The sequence below is a fragment of the Tepidiphilus baoligensis genome (assembly GCF_012911495.1).
GTDB lineage: Bacteria > Pseudomonadota > Gammaproteobacteria > Burkholderiales > Rhodocyclaceae > Tepidiphilus > Tepidiphilus olei.
Genome location: NZ_JAAAUB010000001.1, coordinates 116,571 through 135,785, shown reverse-complemented (window position 1 = coordinate 135,785; position 19,215 = coordinate 116,571). Strand labels below are relative to the sequence as shown.

Genomic DNA, 19,215 nt, shown 5'->3' with positions numbered 1-19,215 from the left:
AACACCGCAGGCGAGCATTTTTCGATACGCGAACAAAATTTCTGACGTGCTCCTCGCATCCGTGTTTCAGACACTCTGCTCCTGCCCCGTTCACGTTTTCGTCACCTGCGCGTGACACCACGGTGACGGCCGAATTCCTACACTTGAGAACTTCGCCCTCATCCGGTTCCGTTGCATCATGCCGCTGCTCCGTCACGCTCAAGCCCGATTCCTGTCGCTGATCCTCCTCGCCTGGCTGCTCGTCTTTTTCCTCACCCGCACGGGCTTGCTCCTGGTGCACCCGAACGAGGCGGTGCATGCGCCGCTCGACCTCGTGCGCCTCTACGGCATCGGCCTGGCTTACGACTTCGCCTTCCTCGTCTACGCGGCCCTGCCGCTCGCCTTCTACCTGTTCGTACTGTGTCCCAACCGGCTGTGGCGCACGCGGGCGCACCGCGCCTTTCTCTACGCGCTCACGGCCCTGAGCCTCTTCGCCATGCTCTTCGTGGCCACTGCCGAATACTTCTTCTGGGACGAGTTCGGCGCACGGTTCAACTTCATCGCCGTGGATTACCTCATCTACACCACGGAGGTGATCGACAACATCCGCGAATCCTACCCCGTGGGGGCGTTGATCACGGGGCTTGCCGTGCTCGCGCTCGCGCTGACCTTCGCCCTGCGCCGGGTGATCGCCGGTGCGCTGGATGCCCCGCCCCTGCCGCTCAAACCGGGGCTTGCCGCCTTCGCCGGGTTGATTGCGCTCGCCGCGCTCGATGCAGCCTTCGTCGACCAGGATTTCCCCATGGGGCAGGAGCAGAACACCTATCGGCGCGAGCTCTCCGGCAACGGACCCTATCAATTCTTCGCGGCGTTTCGCAACAACGAGATCGACTATCGCCGTTTCTACGCCACCCTGCCCGAAGCCGACACGGGGCCGGTCTTGCGCCAGGAGCTTGCCGAGCCCAACGCGACCTTCCTCAGCCAGGATCCCCTCGATCCGCGCCGGCGTATCGTCAACGGCGGCCCGGAGCTGCGGCGAAACATCATCCTCGTGACGGTGGAGAGCCTCAGCGCCAAGTTCCTCGGCAGCAACGGCGATCCGCGCGGACTCACTCCCAACCTCGACGCCCTGCGCCGCGAAAGCCTCTATTTCAACAACTTCTACGCCACCGGCACCCGCACCGACCGTGGCCTGGAGGCAGTCACCCTGTCGGTGCCGCCCACGCCGGGCCGTTCCATCGTCAAGCGCATCGGGCGCGAGAGCGGCTATGCCAGCCTCGGCCAGCAGCTCGTGGCCAAGGGGTACGACGCCGTCTTCGTCTATGGCGGGCGCGGCTACTTCGACAACATGAACGCTTTTTTCAGCGGCAACGGCTACCGCATCGTCGACCAGAGCAGCGTTCCCGAGTCCGAGATCCACTTCAAGAACGCCTGGGGCATGGCCGACGAGGATCTCTACGCCCAGGCGATGAAAGTGGCCGACCAGGATCACGCCGCCGGCAAACCCTTCTTCCTACACCTCATGACCACCTCGAACCATCGCCCCTATACCTATCCCGACGGGCGCATCGACATCCCTTCGGGCAAGGGGCGCGACGGGGCGGTGAAATACACCGACTACGCCATCGGCAAGTTCCTGCGCGAGGCGCGCGACAAACCCTGGTTCAAGGACACGATCTTCGTCTTCCTCGCCGATCACACCGCCGGCAGCGCCGGACATGAAGACCTGCCGGTGGCGAACTACCACATTCCGCTCTTCATCTATGCGCCGGGCTTCATCACCCCGCGCGAGGTCTCGGCGTTGGCGAGCCAGATCGACCTCGCGCCCACCCTGCTCGGCCTGCTGCACATGGACTACGTCTCCACCTTCTACGGGCGCGACGTGCTGCGCGACGAGACCCGCCCGGGGCGCGCCCTCATCGGCAACTACCAGCATCTGGGGCTTTTCGACGGCAAGGATCTGGCGATCCTCAGCCCGCGCAAGAAGATCCGCCTGCGCGAGCATGCCGCAGCGGATGCAGAGCACGAACGCCCGGCAATGTCGGAAGACCCCCTGGTGCGCCGCGCCATCGCCTACTACGAAGACGCGAGCCACGCTTTCCGCAACGGCCTGCTCGCATGGCGAACGCAGGAGCACGAACTGGCTGAAACACCGAGCGGGCAAGCGACACCGACCTCGAGCGCCTCGACGAACCGTCACGGACGGGTGCAAAGCAAGGCGCCCGAAGCTCGAGAAACGAGACCTCTCGAATGGATGGGCGAGCCCCAAGGGACCGGAGCACGCCCCCTTACAGCCGCGCAGTAGGCCCAACGAGGCGCCCCAGAAGGCCACGGCCACCCGACTTATCGACGAGCCGCACTATAATTGTCGGGTGCCTCGAGCAACCGTCACGAGCTCAGGCCAAGCCAAGTGCCCGGGGCTGCGGTCCAGGGAACATATAGGATGGCTCGACGAGCATCCGGGCATCGCATGGCGCCGCCATACAGCCATATGGAGGGGCATTCGAGGCATCCTGCGGGATCGTGCTCGTCCCCGCGCCTGACACCCGATCCTTCATTCTCACGGAGTCCCTGCATGAGCACCCGTCACTGCCGCCTTCTCATCCTCGGTTCCGGCCCCGCCGGCTACACCGCCGCCATCTACGCCGCCCGCGCCAACCTCGAACCCGTCCTCATCACGGGGCTCGCCCAGGGCGGTCAGCTCATGACCACGACCGAAGTCGACAACTGGCCCGCCGAACCCGAAGGCGTTCAGGGGCCGGAGCTCATGGAACGCTTCGAGAAACACGCCCGCCGCTTCGGTACCGAGATCGTGTTCGACCACATCCACACGGCCGATCTCTCGCAACGCCCGTTTCGCCTCGAGGGCGATGCCGGCACCTATACCTGTGATGCACTCATCATCGCCACCGGCGCCACCGCCAAGTACCTCGGCTTGCCGTCAGAGGAAAAATTCATGGGACGGGGCGTGTCGGCCTGCGCCACCTGCGATGGATTCTTCTACAAGAATGAGGACGTCGCCGTGATCGGCGGCGGCAACACCGCCGTCGAAGAAGCGCTCTATCTCGCCAACATCGCGCGCAAAGTCACCCTGGTACACCGCCGCCAGCAATTCCGCGCCGAGAAGATCATGGTCGACAAGCTCATGGAGAAAGTCGCCAGCGGCAAGATCGAATTGGTACTCGACAGCGTGGTGGATGAAATCCTGGGCGACGATTCGGGCGTGACCGGCATCCGGGTGAAGCACGTGGTCGACGGCAGCACGCGCGAGATTCCCGTCAAGGGCGTATTCGTCGCCATCGGACACAAGCCCAACACGGAGCTCTTCGTCGGCCAGCTCGACATGGAGAACGGTTACATCGTCACGCGCGGCGGTCGCCACGGCAACGCCACGGCCACCTCGATCGAAGGGGTTTTCGCCGCCGGCGACGTGCAAGATCAAGTCTATCGCCAGGCCGTGACCAGCGCCGGTACGGGCTGCATGGCGGCGCTCGATGCCGAGCGCTACCTCGACGGCGTGGGAAGCTGAGCCCGATGGCCCGCCCGCGTCCTCCGGCCTGGGCGGCACCTTTGGTCGAGCTCAAAAAGCAAGGCTCGACCCGGGTCGGCGCTGCGCCCTCGAAGTCGATCTCTGAAGAAGCGGATTGGCGCGAGGGCGTTCGCCCGCTCTCTTTCACCCCGCGCGTGGAGCCTGAACGCCCGCGCCCGGCGCCGGTGCCGCGGCAAAAGCTCGCCGACGAACGCGCCATCCTCGCCGAGGAGCTGCTCGCTCCGCTGGAACTCGAAGACTGGCTGGAAGCTGACGAGAGCACCCACTTCCTGCGCCCCGGCGTGCCGCGGCGAGTGCTCATCGACCTGCGGCGCAGCCGCTGGGCGCTGCAAGGCGAGATCGACTTGCACGGTTTGACACGGATCGAGGCGCGCGAGGCGCTCTCGGCCTACCTCGCCCGCGCCCGACACCGAGGCTTGCGCTGCATTCGCGTCATCCACGGCAAGGGGTTGCGCTCGCCGGGTGGTTTCTCCGTGCTGCGCCACTTGTCGCGGCGCTGGCTCGCGCAGCGCGACGAGATCCTCGCGTTCTGCGAAGCCCCGCCCACGCGCGGCGGCAGCGGCGCCCTCATCGTCCTGCTGCGCGCCCCGCGCGAGTGAGCCGCCTCAAATCGCGTTGCCGTCGGTCTCACCGGTGCGGATGCGGATCACCTGCTCCACCGGCAGCACGAAGATCTTGCCGTCGCCGATCTTGCCGGTGCGCGCCGTCTCCATGATGACGTCGACCACCTGGGCGACGCGATCGTCGGTGACGACCACCTCCACCTTGATCTTCGGCAGGAAATCGACCACATATTCGGCGCCACGGTAGAGTTCCGTATGCCCTTTCTGGCGACCGAATCCCTTGACCTCAGTGACGGTCAGACCACTCACCCCGATCTCAGAGAGCGCCTCGCGCACCTCGTCGAGCTTGAACGGCTTGATGATCGCTTCGATCTTTTTCATGATCCGCCTTCCTCGTCGTATTCGTCGGCATAGCGCGCCGTGATGGGATAGCGCCAATCACGACCAAAGGCGCGCCGGCTCACCCGTACGCCGATCGGCGCCTGGCGCCGTTTGTACTCGCTACGTTTCAAAAGCGTCACGGCGCGCCGCACCGCCGCAGCGTCGAACCCGGCGGCGATGATCTCACGGGGCGAACATTCCCACTCCATGTAGCGCTCGATGATCTGATCGAGCACCTCATAGGGCGGCAAGGAATCCTGGTCGCATTGATCGGGCTGAGCTCGGCCGAAGGCGGGCGCGTGATGATACGCTCGGGGATCACCTCACCATTGCGATTGCACCAACGCGCGAGCCGATAGACCTGGGTCTTATAGACGTCTTTGAGCACGGCAAAGCCGCCTGCCATGTCGCCGTAGAGCGTGGCATAGCCGGTGGCCATCTCGCTCTTGTTGCCGGTGGTGAGCACCAGCGCCCCCGTCTTGTTGGAAAGCGCCATCAGGAGCACTCCGCGGATGCGCGACTGCAGGTTCTCTTCGGTGGTATCCGGCGGCAGCCCGGCGAAGAAAGGCTCCAGCATCGCCGCGAACGTGTTCATCGCCGGCTCGATGGGGATGACGTCGTAGCGCACCCCGAGCCGGGCGGCGAGCGTCGCGGCGTCTTCCAGGCTCATCGCCGCCGTATAGGGCGAAGGCAGCATCACGGCACGCACCCGCTCCGACCCCAAGGCGTCGACGGCGAGGCACAGCGTGAGCGCCGAATCGATCCCCCCCGATAGACCGATGATCGCGCCGGGAAAACCGTTCTTGCCGAGATAATCGCGCACCCCCAACACCAACGCCCGATAAAGCTCCTCTTCCGGCGGCAAGGGATCGAAGGAAGGCGCATGCGGCTGCCAACGGCCCTCGTGCCACTCGATCACCGTCTCTTTCTCGGCGAAGAACGGCCCCTGCCAGGCCACGGCGCCTTGCGCGTCGAGCGCGAAAGAGGCGCCGTCGAACACGAGCTCGTCCTGCCCCCCCACCATGTTGAGGTAGAGCAACGCCCGGCCGGAGGCCCGGACCCGCTCGGCGATCACGGCCTGCCGCTCACGCCACTTCTGCTGGTGATAGGGCGAGGCGTTGAGCGCCACGACGAGCTCCGCGCCCTGCGCCACGGACTCTTCCACCGGCCCGGCCGACCAGGCATCCTCGCAGATCACCACGCCCACCCGCACGCCCTGGTGGGTGAAGACGAAGGGCTCATTGCCCGCGCAGAAGTAGCGTTTCTCGTCGAAGACGGCGTAGTTCGGCAACCGGCGCTTGCGATAGAGCCCGTCGATGCGGCCATCGCGCAGCAGCGCCGCCGCGTTGAAGCGCCCGCCCTCGTCGGCCCAGGGCACGCCGACGAGCAGCGCCGGCCCCGCAGCCGTACGCGCCGCCAAGGATTCCAGATGGCGACGCGCCGCACGGTAGAAGTCGGGGCGCAACAGCAGATCTTCGGGCGGATAGCCGCTCAGGGCGAGCTCAGGGGTGAGCACGAGCTCGGCGCCCTGGGCGGCGAGCCGCGCGAGTGCCCCGGCGATGAGGGCTTCATTGTGGGCGAAATCGCCCACCACCGGGTCGATCTGGGCCACGCCCAGGCGCAGTGCGCTCATCCCGTCGGGGCCGTTTTACTGGGCCGACGAGGCGTTCTTCACGCCGGCGAGGATCTCCTGCTTGGCCTCTTCGACGCCCGCCCAGCCGAGCACCTTGACCCACTTGCCCGGTTCCAGATCCTTGTAGTGCTCGAAGAAATGCACGGTCTGTTTCAGCAGGAGCTCCGGCAGATCCTCGAGTGACTGCACTTTGTCATAGAGCGGGGTGAGCTTGGACACCGGCACCGCCACCACCTTGGCATCGACGCCCGATTCGTCTTCCATCTTCAGCAAACCCACCGGGCGGCAACGGATCACCACCCCCGGCTGCAGGGGAAACGGCGTGACGACGAGCACGTCGACCGGATCGCCATCCCCCGCCACCGTGTGCGGCACGTAGCCATAATTGAGCGGATAGCGCATCGTCGTGCCCATGAAACGGTCGACGAAAATGGCGCCACTCTCCTTGTCCACCTCGAATTTGATCGGATCGGACTGCGCCGGGATCTCGATGATGACGTTGATGTCGTTGGGCACGTCCTTGCCAGCGGAAACGCATTCGAAAGCCATGGAAACTCCTCACTCGTACAAAAAACCCGGCCGGAAGAACCGGCTCGACTGGAGGAGGATTATATAACGCCCCTTCGCGGCTTCAGGGGTGACAGACCACTCCCTGCCAGATCATCCCGCCCAGCTGCGGCGCGCGCCACAGCCCCAGCAGCCCGAAGGCGACCACCAGGAGGCCCGCGGCACGGCGCACCCAGGGGTGTCCTGCCACGTTGCGAAAGCGCCGCAACAGCAGCCCCGCGGCGAGCAGATTCGGCAACGTACCCAAACCGAACGCGAGCATCACCCCGGCGCCACGCACCCCGTCACCCGCAAGCAGCGCCGTCGCGAGCACGCTATAGACGAGCCCACAGGGCAAAAACCCCCACAGCAGACCGAGCGGAAACGCCTGCGCCACCGAACGCACCGGTAGGAAACGGCGTGTGGCCGGCTGCACCCACCGCCACAGGCGATGCCCGGCGCGCTCGAGCGGGGCGAGCCAGCGCGTCTGGCCGAGAAAATAGAGCCCCATGGCCACCAGCATGAGGTTGGCGAGCACGTAGAACGTGAGCTGAACCGGCAGCACCCCTTCGAGCATTCCGCCGATGGCCCCCAGCCAGCCCAGCACTGCGCCGAGCAGCGTGTAGGTGGTGATGCGACCGAGGTTGTAGGTCAGATGTAGCGGCCACTTCGCCCCCTGCGCCGTCTGCAGCGACAGCGCGCCGACGATGCCGCCGCACATGCCGAGGCAATGCACTCCGCCCAGGAGGCCGATGAGGAAGACCGCGAGAAAACCGTTCCAAGCCACGCCGCTGCCTCAGATCACGCGCGAATAGCGCGCCCGCTCGCGATCGTGGCGCAGATAGCGGTCGAACACCATGGCGATCGCCCGCACCAGCAGCCGCCCCGGTGGCAACACCGTGATCCAGCGATCCCCGATCTCCACCAGCCCTGCCTCGGCCATGCGCGCCAAGTCGTGTAACTCCGGGGTGAAATAGCGGCGAAAATCGATGAGGTGCGCGATCTCGATCGACTCGATCGACAGCTCGAAATGGCACATCAACGCCTGGATGATGGAGCGGCGCAGCACGTCATCGGCGGTCAGCTCCACGCCGCGCAGCACCGGCAGCTCACCGCGCTCGAGCGCGTCGTAGTAGTCTTCCTCCGTCTTGTGATTCTGCGCGTAGATCGCCCCCAGTTTGCTGATGGAGGAAATGCCGAAGGCGATCATGTCGCACTCGGCCTGGGTCGAATACCCCTGGAAATTGCGATGCAACCGCCCCTGCCGCTGGGCGATCGTCAGTTCGTCGTCGGGCTTGGCGAAGTGATCCATCCCGATATAGACGTAACCGGCATCGACCAGGCGCTCGATGGCGTACTTCATGATGCCGAGCTTGTCGGCCGCCGTGGGCAGCGCCGCCTCCTCGATGCGCCGCTGCGGCTTGAAGAGCCGCGGCAGGTGGGCATAGCTGTAGAGCGAGAGGCGATCGGGCGAGAGTTCGATCACCCGCTCGAGGGTAGCGGCAAAGCGCTCCACCGTCTGGTGCGGCAAACCATAGATCAGGTCCATGCTCACCGACTTGAAGCCGTTTTCGCGCGCCGCCTCCAGCACCGCCGCCGTTTCGTCGAAACTCTGAATGCGATTGACCGCCGCCTGCACCAGCGGGTCGAAGTCCTGTACCCCGATGCTCATGCGGTTGAAACCGAGCTCGGCGAGCAAGGCCACCTGCGCCGCCTCTACCTTGCGCGGATCGACTTCGATGGAAAATTCACCGTGCTCGGCGAGCTGGAAACGCGCCCGGATCACCGCCATCAACCGGCGCATCTCGTCTTCGGCAAGGAAAGTGGGCGTACCGCCGCCCAAATGCAACTGAGTGACCTCACGGCCACCGGCTAGATGCCGATCGACGAGGTCGATCTCGCGCTCGAGGAAATCGAGATAGCGCGCGCTGCGGGAATGATCCTTGGTGATGATCTTGTTGCAGGCGCAATAGTAACAAATCGTATTACAGAAGGGGATGTGCACGTATAATGACAGCGGCCGGTTCAAACCTCCCACTTCGCGGCTCCCGAGCCAGCGGGCATACTGGGCCGGCCCGAAGGCTTCGACGAAGCGATCCGCCGTCGGATAGGAGGTATAGCGCGGCCCGCTGATGTCGAAGCGCCGGATCAGCTCCGGATCGACGACGAGGCGATGGGTTTCTTGCATCGTAGCACTCATGGACGGACGCCCACCTGGTTTTCCTGCGTTAGATTCTCATAATATGGCACGAAATGGCCGACGACAGGTTGACCGTCATCAACGAAAACGTTTCCTTTCCCCCCAGAGAAGCACAATGGACCTCCAACTTCCGCCCACCTTGCGCCAATTGCGCGTGGCCTGCTCCCAGTGCAACCTCATGGAACTGTGTCTGCCGGTCGGGCTGAGCGAAGAAGACGTGGCCCGCATCGAAGCGCTCATCGGAAATCGGCGCAAACTCAAACGCCATCAAGCGCTCTACGAAGTGCGCAGCCCTTTTCAAGCGCTCTACGCCATCCGCGCCGGTTCGTTCAAGACCACCATCGTGCTCGAGGATGGCCGGGAGCAGGTCACCGGATTCCAGATGACCGGCGAGCTGCTGGGCTTGGACGGCATCAGCACGGGGCAGCACGTCGTCAGCGCCATCGCGCTCGAAGACAGCGAAGTCTGCGTGATCGAATACACCCGCCTCGAAGCGCTCGCGCGTGAGATCCAGGGGCTACAGGCGCAGTTTCACAAGGTGCTCTCGCGCGAGATCGTACGCGAACAAAGCGTCATGATGCTGCTCGGCACCATGCGCGCCGAAGAGCGGCTCGCTGCCTTCCTGCTCAACCTGGCGCAGCGCTTCGCCGCCCGCGGGTTCTCGGGCACGGAATTTCGGCTGCGGATGACGCGCGAAGAAATCGGCTCCTACCTCGGGCTCAAACTCGAGACGGTCTCCCGCACCCTATCCCACTTCCAGGAAGAAGGGCTCATCGAGGTGCAGCACAAGAACATCCGGCTGCGCGATCGGGAGCGCCTGCGTGGTCTCATCCAGGCGCCCCTGTCTCACTAAACACGAACCGGCGCGCCGTCAGCGCTCGAGCACATAGCTTCCCGGCGCCTTTCCGAGTGAAGGTACGCTCGCCGGGTCCTTCGGCGCCACCAGTTCGCCCGCCTGCGGCCTGAGCCAGGCGACCCAATCGTCCCACCAGCTGTTGGGATGCTCGGGTGCCGATTTGAGCCAGGAATCGGCTCGCGGCACCGGATCGCCGACGTCGCTCACCCAGTACTTGCGCTTTGGTGGATCTTTCGGCGGGTTGACGATACCCAGAATGTGACCCGAGCTCGACAGCACATAGCGCCGCGGCCCGCGCACGTGCCGCATCAGCTTGAAGGTCTGCTGCCAAGGGGCAATGTGGTCGTCCTCGGTGCCCACAGCATAGACCGGCTGCACGATCTGGCGCAGATCCACGGGAACGCCCGCCAGGGTCAGTGCATCGGGCTGGATGAGGCGATTGTTGAGATAGAGCTCGCGCAGATACCAGCAGTGCATCTTCGCCGGCATGCGCGTCGGATCCATGTTCCAGTAGAGCACGTCGAACGGCGCCGGCTCCTCGCCATAGAGCCAACCATGCACGATGTAACGCCAGATGAGGCTGTTGGAGCGCAACAAGCGAAACGCCTCGGCCATATCTTCACCGCGCAAGTAGCCGTCGATCTGCATCTTGCGGCAGAGAAAATCGACGGTGGCTGGATCGATGAAGACTTCGATGTCGCCCGGAGCCGAAAAATCGACGAGCGTGGTGAGAAACGTCGCGTTTGCCACGGGCGAAGCCTCGACGCCCACCCTGCGGTTGATCACCGAGAGATAGGACGCCAGCGCGGTGCCACCGATGCAATAGCCCACAGCATTGACCTTGTCGGCACCGGTGATCGAACGTGCCGTCTCCACCAGCACGTCGATGCCATGGGTGAGATAGTCGTCGAACGTCGTATCGGCCATCTCGCGCGTGGGGTTCTTCCAGCTGATGATGAAGACCTCGAACCCTTGGTCGCAGAGATACTTCACCATGCTCTTGTCGGGCGTGAGATCGAGCACGTAGAACTTGTTGATCCACGGAGGAACGATCACGATGGGGCGCCGACGCACCTGAGGCTGGGTCGGTGTATAACGGATGATCTCCACCAGCCAATTGCGATGCACCACGTCCCCGGGCGTGGTGGCCAGATTCACCCCGACGTGGAAATCATCGGGCCGGGTCATCCGTACCATGCCGGCGGCCATGTCAGAGAGAAAATTTTTGTAGCCTTCGAGCAGACTCAGACCACTGGTTTCCACGGCGAGCTGGCGCGCCTTGGGGTTGGTCCAGAAGAAATTGGTGGGGGCAAGCGCATTGACGAACTCGCCGGTCCAAAAAACGGCGCGCCGCCGCTCCCGCTCGTCCAGTCCCGGAGTCTGGCGCACCATCTCGACCAAGGACTGCCCCCAGCCGAGGTAGCTCTGCTGTAGCCCCGACCACCAAACCGATTCGGTCCATGCGGGGTGATCCCAACGGATGTCATAAGGTTCGGGCACGAAGGGGGGCTCGACTTCCTGACCCGAGAGCCGCTGCACGATGTAGCGCACCAGCGCCACGTTGCGCTTGCCCAGCTCGATCTCCTTCGACCACAGCGCCACCGGATGTAATGCCCACAGCACCTGAGCATGCAGAATGGGGGCGACGTTGCCCAAAGGATCGAAAGTTCCCTCCATTGCCCGATGCATGATTTCGGCCACCTGTTCGGGAGTCTCCTCGATACGATGCGCGACCTCCCAATTCGAGTCCTGACGCGAATTTCGTGCCCTTGCCTTGCTCCTGGCCATGAAGACCTCCTCGTTGTCAAGAATCCTGCCACCTTTGACCGCGAACCGCTACCTCGACGTGTGTCCAGCCGAGCGTATCGCGTACCGTCTGCGCGAACGCCTGTGACTGGTTCACTTCACCATGGGTGACGAAACACTGCTGAGGGGGGCGGCGGAATCCCCGCAGCCAGGCAAGCAGCCCTAGGCGGTCGGCATGCGCCGACATGCTTCCTATCGTATGCAGACCAGCACGAACCGGGATTCGTTCCCCGAAAATCGTCACCTGCTGTGCCCCATCGACGAGACGCCGCCCCAGGGTACCCATCGCCTGGAAGCCGGCAATGACGATGGCGCATTCTGGCCGGGGTAGATTGTATTTTAGGTGATATTTGATGCGACCTGCCTCGCACATGCCACTGGCCGAAATGATGACCAAGCCCGAGCGCACGTTGTTGAGCGCCATCGATTCCTCCACGCTCGCCGTGAAACGCACGTGAAAACGGCCGCGGTGCCGTTGCATCCAGGCGAAGAGTTCGCGGCTGGGCTCATCCCACAAATCGAGGTGCCGCGCCGAGATCTTGCTCGCCTCGGTCGCCATGGGCGAGTCGACCACCACGTTGAGCGAACCCAAACGACCTCGCCGAACCAGATCGGCCAATACGAGGATCATCTCCTGGGTACGGCCAACGGCAAACGATGGAATCACGACGTTGCCCCGAGGCAAAGTCTCCCGTAATACCGTCTCCAGCTCGGCGACCGAGTCGTCCCAAGGGCGATGCTCCCGATCGCCATACGTCGACTCCACCCAGACGACGTCGGCGTCAGGAATCAGCGTTGGGTCGCGCACCAAAGGGCGTCCCGGCATGCCCAGATCTCCACTGAAGACCCAACGCCGGCGCACACCATCGACCCGCTCGAGCTCCAGCTCGACGATGGCCGAACCCAGGATGTGACCAGCGTCATGAAATCGCGCCCGTACGCCCTGCATCACGGGAAACCAGCGACCATAATCGTGCCGTCGCAGCCAGCGCAGACTCTCCTTCGCCTGGACCACCGTGTAGAGCGGCGCATCGGTCAGCAGCAAACGACGTCGGGTGCGGTGCGACTGCTTGGACAGCCATTCCCACTCCTTTTCCTGGATGTAGGCGCTGTCGAGCAGCATCACTTCCAGCAGGTCGGCCGTGGCTTCGGTGACGTGCACCGGTGCCCGGGCGCCGAGGGCTACCAGTCGCGGTAGCAGGCCGGAGTGATCGAGATGCGCATGAGAAAGGATCACGGCCTGCAATGCCCAGGGATCGAAAGGAAACGCCTCGAGGTTCTTACGCTTGGCTTCACGTCCGCCCTGGAACATACCGCACTCGACGAGAAAATTCCCCTCGGGTGCGCTCACGTGGAAGCATGAGCCGGTAACTTCCTGCACCCCGCCCAAAAAACGCACTTCGGGCGCCGCAGGAGCAGGTCGATCTTCGAACCGAGTCCGCCGGTGCGGGCTCGGGCCGCGAACTGCATCTTTCCCCTCGTGCTTTGGCCACTTCCCCTGCGCGCGTCCCGTTCGAACCATCTTGCACCCCACCTGCCTGTGGTTATAATGAAACAATGTTACCTCACCCAAGGAAGGAGCGACGATGTTCAAGCACATCCTAGTGCCGACGGACGGTTCGGATCTGTCGCGTAGCGCCTGCGAGCGCGCCGTCGCCTTTGCCAAGAGCATCGGCGCAAAGATCACTTTTTTCTATGCCCAGCCCGACTTTCCCCTACCAGTCTATGGTGAAGGCGCCCTGATCGATCCGACCACCCCGGATCAATTCCGCCGCGCAGCCAAGGAAGAAGCGGATCGCATCCTGGCGGAGGCCAAAGCGTTGGCGGACAAAGAGAATGTTCCCTGCGAAACCGACACCATCGTCAGTGACACCCCCTGGGAGGCGATCATCGATTGCGCTCAGCGACACGGCTGCGACCTCATCTTCATGGCCTCGCACGGACGGCGCGGCCTGGCAGGATTGCTGCTGGGCAGCGAAACGCAAAAAGTGCTCACCCACAGCAAGTTGCCGGTGCTCGTCTTTCGCTGAAACCAGGCACACGGGCGCGCAAGGAACCGCCAAGCGACGGCGCCGTCCGCGGTGCCCAAAGAAAAAAGGCCGCTGTCGCGGCCTTCGATTCGATCTAGGAAGAATGTTGCCGCCGTTGCTGCCCCGCAGAGGAGGCAGCATTTTTTTCCTCCTCCTGGATCTGCCGCGTGACGTAGCGGTAGATGTAGACCGCCATCACGATGATGAAGGCGATGGTAAAAAGGCTCAACCAGCCGATTCCCGAAGAAAGCAATTCTCGTAATGCGTCGGACATGACACGTCCTCCTTAGTCTGCTGCAGGTACGAACGGTTCGATTCTCACCTCGCTCTCTGTGGGTACATACACGGTCCCGTTCAGGCGCCACTCCCGGGACTCATCTTCGATCTGTACCAGCCAACGGCCGGCATTGATGGGTTGGATCGGAGCGACATAGCGCCCCTGGTCGCGGACCAGGCGCACTACCTGGTCCATTCCGGAACGGGTGGGGTGGGTCAGGGTCACCACGAGGAAGGGAGGCCTAGCCTTGGCGCGCTCCTCGTCGAAGCGCAGCCATAGCCGCTCCGCGTCCATGCCCACATAAGCGACGAGGCCGAGCTCACCCGCTTTGAGCGAGCGGTCCAAGGTTTGGCGAATCGCCAACCCCTCCTTGTAATAGTCGTCGGTAACCAAACCGTCCCAGGTCGCGATCGCGATCCACAAAGTGGCGAACCCTGCCACGACCGCCACGGCCGGCGGCAACATGAGCAACCAAGGCCACTTTTGACGATACCAAGGTAGCGTCTGAGAACTGTTCCGTGAAGAAATCCGTGCTTCCATCGTTTCTCACTCCGGCATGATGAAAGTGGCCAGTTCCCGCGTCACGTTCTCGGGCTCATCCACCACCTTGATTTCGAAATAGATTTTGTGTGTTCCTGCATCCACCGCCCCGGCCGGGACGCGAACTTGAACCGTCAGCGGGAAAATGCTCACCGCGGGCACGTCGAATTCCTTGGGCCCTTCCATGACGATATTGGGCAGCCCCCCTACAGAGAGCGTGAAACGGCGAGGCCGCTCCACCATGTTCATGATGTTGAGCGTATAGACGTTCTCGATCCAACCACCGCGAACCTCCCGTGCGAGCGAGGCGCGGTCCCGTATGACGTCTACGCGCACGTCGGGGCGTGTGGCGATCTTCCAGAAAAGCACCGAAGCCACGACGATGAGAATGACGCCGTAGATGAGCACTCGCGGCCGCAGAGCGCGCCGGAAGGTCTGTGCCCGATCCCAGTGATTCTTCATCGCGTTCTCGGTGGTGTAACGGATGAGACCGCGGGGATAGCCCATCTTGTCCATCACTTGGTTGCAGGCATCGATGCAGGCGGCACAGGCGATACATTCGTACTGCAGGCCATTGCGGATGTCGATGCCCGTAGGGCAGACCTGCACACAGATGCCGCAATCGATGCAATCCCCCAAGCCCAAAGAACGGGGATCGACCCCTTTCTTACGCGGCCCACGCGGTTCGCCGCGCTCGGCATCGTAGGTGATGATGAGGGTGTCCGGATCGAACATCACGCCCTGGAAACGCGCGTAGGGGCACATGTATTTGCAGACTTGCTCGCGCAGCACCCCTGCGAGCAGAAAAGTGAATCCAGCGTAGAAAAAGATCCAGAAGGTTTCCCAGGGGCCGAAGCTGAACGTCTGCAAAGACTGCCACAATTCTTTTTGCGGCGTGAAGTAGCTCACCAGCGTAAAGCCGGTGAAGAGCGAGAAAATGATCCATATGGCGTATTTGGTACTGCGCCTGATAATCTTCTCCACCGTCCAGGGCGAGGCGTCGAGTTTGCGCCGTTTGACGTGATCACCCTCGATCTTCTCTTCGAACCACATGAAGATCTCGGTATAGACGGTTTGCGGACAGGTATAGCCACACCACACCCGCCCCGCCACGGCACTGAAGAAAAAGAGCGCATAGGCCGAGAGAATCAGGATGAGCGAGAGATAGAAGACGTCCTGGGGCCAGAACACCCACCCGAACAAGTAGAACTTGCGCTCTACCAGGTGAAAGAGCACCGCCTGACGGTCGTTCCAGGTGAGCCACGGAAAACCGTAGAAGATCGCCTGCGTGAGGAAGACGAAAAACCACCGCAGCCGCTGGAAAGGGCCCGTGGTGGATCGCACGTAGAGCTTCTTGCGTTTGGCGTAGAGAGAGGACGGCACCTCGTCGGCGCCGTTGGATCTCTCCTTGGCGGACATCGCGGAAGTTTTCAGTGGCTCGTTCATGTAGAGATGGGCTCGTCGTTGTGAATCCGCACGGCGAAAGCGATCGTTGCTCGTGCGGCAAGACGCGGCGAGGCGCATGGCGCCCGCCGCGATCCCACGGTACTACCCTACAGCATCACTGCTTGTTGCTCAACCCCCACACGTAGGCGGTAAGGATATGGACCTTGTCTTCACCCAGGAATTCCCCGAACGCCGGCATACGGTTCTGGATGCCGTTGGTCACGATGGCGATGATCTGGGCTTCGGACGAACCCCACAGCCAGATGTCGTCGGTGAGGTTGGGCGCTCCCAGCAGCGGATTGCCCTTGGCGTCCGGTCCATGGCACACGGCACAGTTCTCGGCGAACACCTTTGCCCCACGCTCGGCCCGTGGCGCATCATGCGACAGCCCCGAGAGCGAGCGCACGTAGTGGGCGACGTCGCGGATCTGCTCCTCGGAGAGGATGTCCTTGAACGGCGTCATCACCCCGATACGCCCTTGAGCGATGGTCGTCTTGATGTACTCGGGCGAACCATCCCCACCGAGCCAGTCGTTGTCGGTGAGATTGGGGAAGCCCTTGGCGCCTCGTGCGTCCGCGCCGTGGCACTGCATGCAGTAGGTTTGAAACAGCCGCTTGCCCATGGCCATCGCTTCGGGGTCGGCCGCCACCGCCTTGACGTCCATGTTGCGATACTTGGCAAACTTCGGACCGTACTGCTCGTCGGCCCGTTTCATCTCCTGCTCCCACTGACCGACCGAAGTCCACTTGGCGATCCCCGGAAAGGCGCCAAAACCAGGGTAGATGATGAGATAGGCGATGCCGAAGAAAATGGTGATCCAATACAGATACATCCACCAACGCGGCAAGGGGTTGTTCCATTCCTGCAGCGTCTCGTCCCACTTGTGCGGCTGTAGCTCTCCGACCTTGCCACTGGCACGCATGTTCAACATGATGATGACGATGCAGAACACGAAACTGATGGCGATCAACACCATCACGTACATGTTCCAGAATCCACTCACGAAGTCAGCCATTTTATTTCCCTTCCGTGTGATCGTTGGCGAGCATCGGTTCGTCGTCCTCGAGGAACGGCAGGCGCGAGGCCTCTTCGAACCCCGGTTTGGCAGCACGGCTATAGGCCCACACGCAGATTCCGAGGAAACAGAGGAAGGCTGCCACCGTTACCGCACTACGCAGGTCGTTGATGTCCATCACGCCCTCCTTTCACTCATTGGAAATTGGACAACGCCCGACCGAGACCCTGCAGATAGGCCACCAGTGCTTCCATCTCCGTCTTGCCTTCGAGCATGGCCGGGGCCTGCGCGATCTCCTCGTCGGTATAGGGATGTCCCAAGGTACGGAGCGCTTTCATCTTGCCCTGAATGGCATTGATGTCGCGCTGGCTGATGGGCCGATCGAGCCACGGGAAAGCAGGCATGTTGGACTCGGGCACCACGTCACGCGGATTGCGTAGGTGCGCGATATGCCAGGTGTCCGAATAACGCCCCCCGACACGGTGCAGGTCGGGACCCGTGCGCTTGGAACCCCACTGGAAGGGACGATCGTAGATGTACTCGCCCGCCACCGAGTAGTGACCATAGCGCTCGGTCTCGGCACGGAAGGGACGAATCATCTGCGAATGGCAGTTGTAACAGCCCTCGCGGATATAGATGTCGCGGCCGGTGAGGCGCAGCGCATCATAGGGTTTCACGTCGAGCGGGTTGCCCTGCCGGTCGATCGGCTTGGTGGTCGAATGCTGGAAGAAGAGTGGCACGATCTCCACCAATCCTCCGACACTCACCACCAACAAGGTCGCCACGATGAGCAGCGTCACGCTGCGTTCAATGAGCTCGTGCTTGGAATTCGCCATGATTCATTCTCCCTCAGGCATGAGCCGGAGCCAGCACCGGCGCATCGACGGGTTTGGCGCCCGCGACGGTCTTGAATACGTTGTAGGCCATCAGCAGCATTCCGACCAGGAAGAGCAGCCCACCAAGCACCCGGATGGTCCAGAACGGATAGGAGGCTTTCACCGATTCGACGAAGGCATAGGTGAGCGTGCCGTCCACGTTGGTGGCGCGCCACATCAGACCCTGCATCACCCCGGAGATCCACATCGAAGCGATGTAGAGCACGATGCCGATCGTCGCGATCCAGAAGTGCGCCGTGACCAGATCACGCGAATACATCTCGACTTTGCCGTAGAGCCGCGGGATCAGATAGTAGAGCGAGCCGATGGAAACCATCGCCACCCAGCCGAGCGCACCGGAGTGCACGTGGCCCACCGTCCAGTCGGTGTAGTGCGACAAGGCGTTGACCGTCTTCACCGACATCATCGGCCCTTCGAAGGTGGACATACCGTAGAAGGAGAGCGACACGATGAGGAACTTCAGGATCGGGTCGTCACGCAGCTTGTGCCAGGCACCGGAGAGCGTCATGATGCCGTTGATCATCCCGCCCCAGGAGGGCGCGAGCAGGATCAGCGAGAAGATCATGCCGAGCGATTGGGTCCAGTCGGGCAGCGCAGTATAGTGCAGGTGGTGCGGACCGGCCCACATGTAGGTGAAGATGAGGGCCCAGAAGTGCACCACGGAGAGCCGATAGGAATACACCGGACGGCCGGCCTGCTTGGGAACGAAGTAGTACATCATGCCCAAGAACCCGGCAGTGAGGAAGAAGCCCACGGCGTTGTGACCATACCACCACTGCACCATGGCATCCTGCGCCCCGGCGTAGGCCGAATAGGATTTCGGCGTGAGGATACCCGCTTCGAACACGGGCATGGCCATGCTATTGACCACGTGCAGCAGCGCCACGGCGATGATGAAGGCGCCGTAGAACCAGTTGGCGACGTAGATGTGGCTCACCTTGCGCTGGGCGATGGTGCCGAAGAACACCACGGCGTACGCCACCCATACGAGGGTGATGAGGATGTCGATCGGCCACTCGAGCTCGGCGTATTCCTTACCGGAGGTGAAGCCCAGCGGCAAGGACAGCGCCGCGAGCACGATCACGAGCTGCCAGCCCCAGAAGGTGAAAGCCGCCAGGCCCGGCGCAAAGAGCCGGGTATGGCAGGTGCGTTGCACCACGTAGTAGGACGTAGCGAAGAGCGCCGAGCCACCGAAGGCGAAAATCACCGCATTCGTGTGCAGCGGACGCAACCGTCCGAAATGGAACCACTCGCCGAGCTGCGGGAAATTGAGCTGCGGCCAGACCAGCTGGGCGGCGATCAACACCCCGACCAGCATCCCTACGATGCCCCACACCACCGCCATGATGGCGAACTGGCGTACGACTTTGTAGTTATAAGTCGCTTCCGTTTGCATGGTCACCTCTCCAATGAGAACTTACCGAAATCACCCCGGCGCGTCCGCCGACTGCGACAAGCGGTAGGATACGCCGCGCGAGCAAAGCCGTGTTGACTTCG

Annotated in this window: 18 protein-coding genes and 1 pseudogene; 5 read left to right on the top strand and 14 right to left on the bottom strand. The window is 62.8% G+C overall.

Annotated elements, in window-relative coordinates; translation table 11 throughout:
* Positions 1-178: 178 nt before the first annotated feature.
* The 3 genes from GV368_RS00700 to GV368_RS00690 all read left to right on the top strand — a co-directional run bounded on the left by GV368_RS00700 (position 179) and on the right by GV368_RS00690 (position 4,128).
* Positions 179-2,284, top strand: coding sequence for an LTA synthase family protein (locus tag GV368_RS00700; RefSeq protein ID WP_142803663.1), 2,106 nt, complete (start codon positions 179-181; stop codon positions 2,282-2,284).
* A 270-nt stretch (positions 2,285-2,554) separates the two neighbouring features.
* On the top strand, positions 2,555-3,508 hold the full coding sequence (gene trxB, locus GV368_RS00695) for a thioredoxin-disulfide reductase (protein WP_142803664.1): 954 nt from the start codon (positions 2,555-2,557) through the stop codon (positions 3,506-3,508).
* Between the two features lie 5 nt (positions 3,509-3,513).
* On the top strand, positions 3,514-4,128 hold the full coding sequence (locus tag GV368_RS00690) for a Smr/MutS family protein (RefSeq protein WP_142803665.1): 615 nt from the start codon (positions 3,514-3,516) through the stop codon (positions 4,126-4,128).
* 6 nt (positions 4,129-4,134) lie between these two features.
* Here GV368_RS00690 and GV368_RS00685 read toward each other — a convergent pair whose 3' ends face one another.
* The 5 genes and pseudogenes from GV368_RS00685 to hemN form a co-directional block, all read right to left on the bottom strand.
* Positions 4,135-4,473 (bottom strand): P-II family nitrogen regulator, encoded by a 339-nt coding sequence (locus tag GV368_RS00685; protein ID WP_028874947.1) that lies wholly within the window; start codon positions 4,471-4,473, stop codon positions 4,135-4,137.
* Positions 4,470-6,106: pseudogene (locus GV368_RS00680) on the bottom strand (NAD+ synthase). Before GV368_RS00680 ends, GV368_RS00685 begins: the two are co-directional and overlap by 4 nt.
* A gap of 15 nt (positions 6,107-6,121) precedes the next feature.
* Positions 6,122-6,655 (bottom strand): inorganic diphosphatase, encoded by a 534-nt coding sequence (ppa, locus tag GV368_RS00675; RefSeq protein WP_142803667.1) that lies wholly within the window; start codon positions 6,653-6,655, stop codon positions 6,122-6,124.
* Between the two features lie 82 nt (positions 6,656-6,737).
* On the bottom strand, positions 6,738-7,439 hold the full coding sequence (locus GV368_RS00670; protein ID WP_169114619.1) for a sulfite exporter TauE/SafE family protein: 702 nt from the start codon (positions 7,437-7,439) through the stop codon (positions 6,738-6,740).
* A 9-nt stretch (positions 7,440-7,448) separates the two neighbouring features.
* Positions 7,449-8,852 carry an oxygen-independent coproporphyrinogen III oxidase gene (hemN, locus tag GV368_RS00665; RefSeq protein WP_206673174.1) on the bottom strand — a complete coding sequence of 468 codons (1,404 nt, stop codon included), beginning with the start codon at positions 8,850-8,852 and terminating at the stop codon, positions 7,449-7,451.
* A 115-nt stretch (positions 8,853-8,967) separates the two neighbouring features.
* Here hemN and fnr point away from each other — a divergent pair, with 115 nt between their 5' ends.
* Positions 8,968-9,705 carry a fumarate/nitrate reduction transcriptional regulator Fnr gene (fnr, locus tag GV368_RS00660; RefSeq protein WP_169114617.1) on the top strand — a complete coding sequence of 246 codons (738 nt, stop codon included), beginning with the start codon at positions 8,968-8,970 and terminating at the stop codon, positions 9,703-9,705.
* 18 nt (positions 9,706-9,723) lie between these two features.
* Here fnr and GV368_RS00655 read toward each other — a convergent pair whose 3' ends face one another.
* Positions 9,724-11,409: a PHA/PHB synthase family protein gene (locus GV368_RS00655; protein ID WP_169114615.1), complete on the bottom strand. Its 1,686-nt coding sequence runs from the start codon at positions 11,407-11,409 to the stop codon at positions 9,724-9,726.
* Positions 11,410-11,512: 103 nt separating this feature from the next.
* Positions 11,513-12,913 carry an MBL fold metallo-hydrolase RNA specificity domain-containing protein gene (locus GV368_RS00650; protein ID WP_385916298.1) on the bottom strand — a complete coding sequence of 467 codons (1,401 nt, stop codon included), beginning with the start codon at positions 12,911-12,913 and terminating at the stop codon, positions 11,513-11,515.
* 187 nt (positions 12,914-13,100) lie between these two features.
* On the opposite strand from GV368_RS00650, the gene GV368_RS00645 reads away from it, so the two are divergent.
* Positions 13,101-13,544 carry a universal stress protein gene (locus tag GV368_RS00645; protein WP_142803673.1) on the top strand — a complete coding sequence of 148 codons (444 nt, stop codon included), beginning with the start codon at positions 13,101-13,103 and terminating at the stop codon, positions 13,542-13,544.
* Positions 13,545-13,638: 94 nt separating this feature from the next.
* On the opposite strand, the gene GV368_RS00640 is transcribed toward GV368_RS00645, so the two are convergent.
* The 7 genes from GV368_RS00640 to ccoN form a co-directional block, all read right to left on the bottom strand.
* The gene (locus GV368_RS00640; RefSeq protein WP_142803674.1) at positions 13,639-13,818 is read right to left on the bottom strand and encodes a DUF3149 domain-containing protein; all 180 of its coding nucleotides are present in this window, start codon (positions 13,816-13,818) and stop codon (positions 13,639-13,641) included.
* Positions 13,819-13,830: 12 nt separating this feature from the next.
* On the bottom strand, positions 13,831-14,361 hold the full coding sequence (locus GV368_RS00635) for a FixH family protein (RefSeq protein ID WP_169114611.1): 531 nt from the start codon (positions 14,359-14,361) through the stop codon (positions 13,831-13,833).
* Positions 14,362-14,367: 6 nt separating this feature from the next.
* Positions 14,368-15,807, bottom strand: coding sequence for a cytochrome c oxidase accessory protein CcoG (ccoG, locus tag GV368_RS00630; RefSeq protein WP_169114609.1), 1,440 nt, complete (start codon positions 15,805-15,807; stop codon positions 14,368-14,370).
* A 115-nt stretch (positions 15,808-15,922) separates the two neighbouring features.
* A complete protein-coding gene (ccoP, locus tag GV368_RS00625; RefSeq protein WP_169114607.1) occupies positions 15,923-16,822 on the bottom strand; it encodes a cytochrome-c oxidase, cbb3-type subunit III in 900 nt (299 codons plus the stop codon).
* Between the two features lies 1 nt (position 16,823).
* Positions 16,824-17,000: a cbb3-type cytochrome oxidase subunit 3 gene (locus tag GV368_RS00620; RefSeq protein ID WP_142803678.1), complete on the bottom strand. Its 177-nt coding sequence runs from the start codon at positions 16,998-17,000 to the stop codon at positions 16,824-16,826.
* 16 nt (positions 17,001-17,016) lie between these two features.
* Positions 17,017-17,658 carry a cytochrome-c oxidase, cbb3-type subunit II gene (gene ccoO, locus GV368_RS00615; protein WP_142803679.1) on the bottom strand — a complete coding sequence of 214 codons (642 nt, stop codon included), beginning with the start codon at positions 17,656-17,658 and terminating at the stop codon, positions 17,017-17,019.
* Positions 17,659-17,671: 13 nt separating this feature from the next.
* Positions 17,672-19,114, bottom strand: a complete 1,443-nt coding sequence (gene ccoN / locus GV368_RS00610; protein ID WP_169114605.1) for a cytochrome-c oxidase, cbb3-type subunit I — start codon at positions 19,112-19,114, stop codon at positions 17,672-17,674.
* Positions 19,115-19,215: the final 101 nt, after the last annotated feature.

Bases quoted from the DNA above. Each gene is read 5' to 3' on its own strand.
- ccoG (WP_169114609.1), bottom strand. From the start codon at position 15,807: ATGAACGAGCCACTGAAAACTTCCGCGATGTCCGCCAAGGAGAGATCC.
- trxB (WP_142803664.1), top strand. From the start codon at position 2,555: ATGAGCACCCGTCACTGCCGCCTTCTCATCCTCGGTTCCGGCCCCGCC.
- GV368_RS00645 (WP_142803673.1), top strand. From the start codon at position 13,101: ATGTTCAAGCACATCCTAGTGCCGACGGACGGTTCGGATCTGTCGCGT.
- GV368_RS00700 (WP_142803663.1), top strand. From the start codon at position 179: ATGCCGCTGCTCCGTCACGCTCAAGCCCGATTCCTGTCGCTGATCCTC.
- fnr (WP_169114617.1), top strand. From the start codon at position 8,968: ATGGACCTCCAACTTCCGCCCACCTTGCGCCAATTGCGCGTGGCCTGC.
- ccoO (WP_142803679.1), bottom strand. From the start codon at position 17,658: ATGGCGAATTCCAAGCACGAGCTCATTGAACGCAGCGTGACGCTGCTC.
- GV368_RS00690 (WP_142803665.1), top strand. From the start codon at position 3,514: ATGGCCCGCCCGCGTCCTCCGGCCTGGGCGGCACCTTTGGTCGAGCTC.
- GV368_RS00620 (WP_142803678.1), bottom strand. From the start codon at position 17,000: ATGGACATCAACGACCTGCGTAGTGCGGTAACGGTGGCAGCCTTCCTC.
- GV368_RS00635 (WP_169114611.1), bottom strand. From the start codon at position 14,361: ATGGAAGCACGGATTTCTTCACGGAACAGTTCTCAGACGCTACCTTGG.
- ccoP (WP_169114607.1), bottom strand. From the start codon at position 16,822: ATGGCTGACTTCGTGAGTGGATTCTGGAACATGTACGTGATGGTGTTG.
- ccoN (WP_169114605.1), bottom strand. From the start codon at position 19,114: ATGCAAACGGAAGCGACTTATAACTACAAAGTCGTACGCCAGTTCGCC.
- hemN (WP_206673174.1), bottom strand. From the start codon at position 8,852: ATGAGTGCTACGATGCAAGAAACCCATCGCCTCGTCGTCGATCCGGAG.
- GV368_RS00640 (WP_142803674.1), bottom strand. From the start codon at position 13,818: ATGTCCGACGCATTACGAGAATTGCTTTCTTCGGGAATCGGCTGGTTG.
- ppa (WP_142803667.1), bottom strand. From the start codon at position 6,655: ATGGCTTTCGAATGCGTTTCCGCTGGCAAGGACGTGCCCAACGACATC.
- GV368_RS00685 (WP_028874947.1), bottom strand. From the start codon at position 4,473: ATGAAAAAGATCGAAGCGATCATCAAGCCGTTCAAGCTCGACGAGGTG.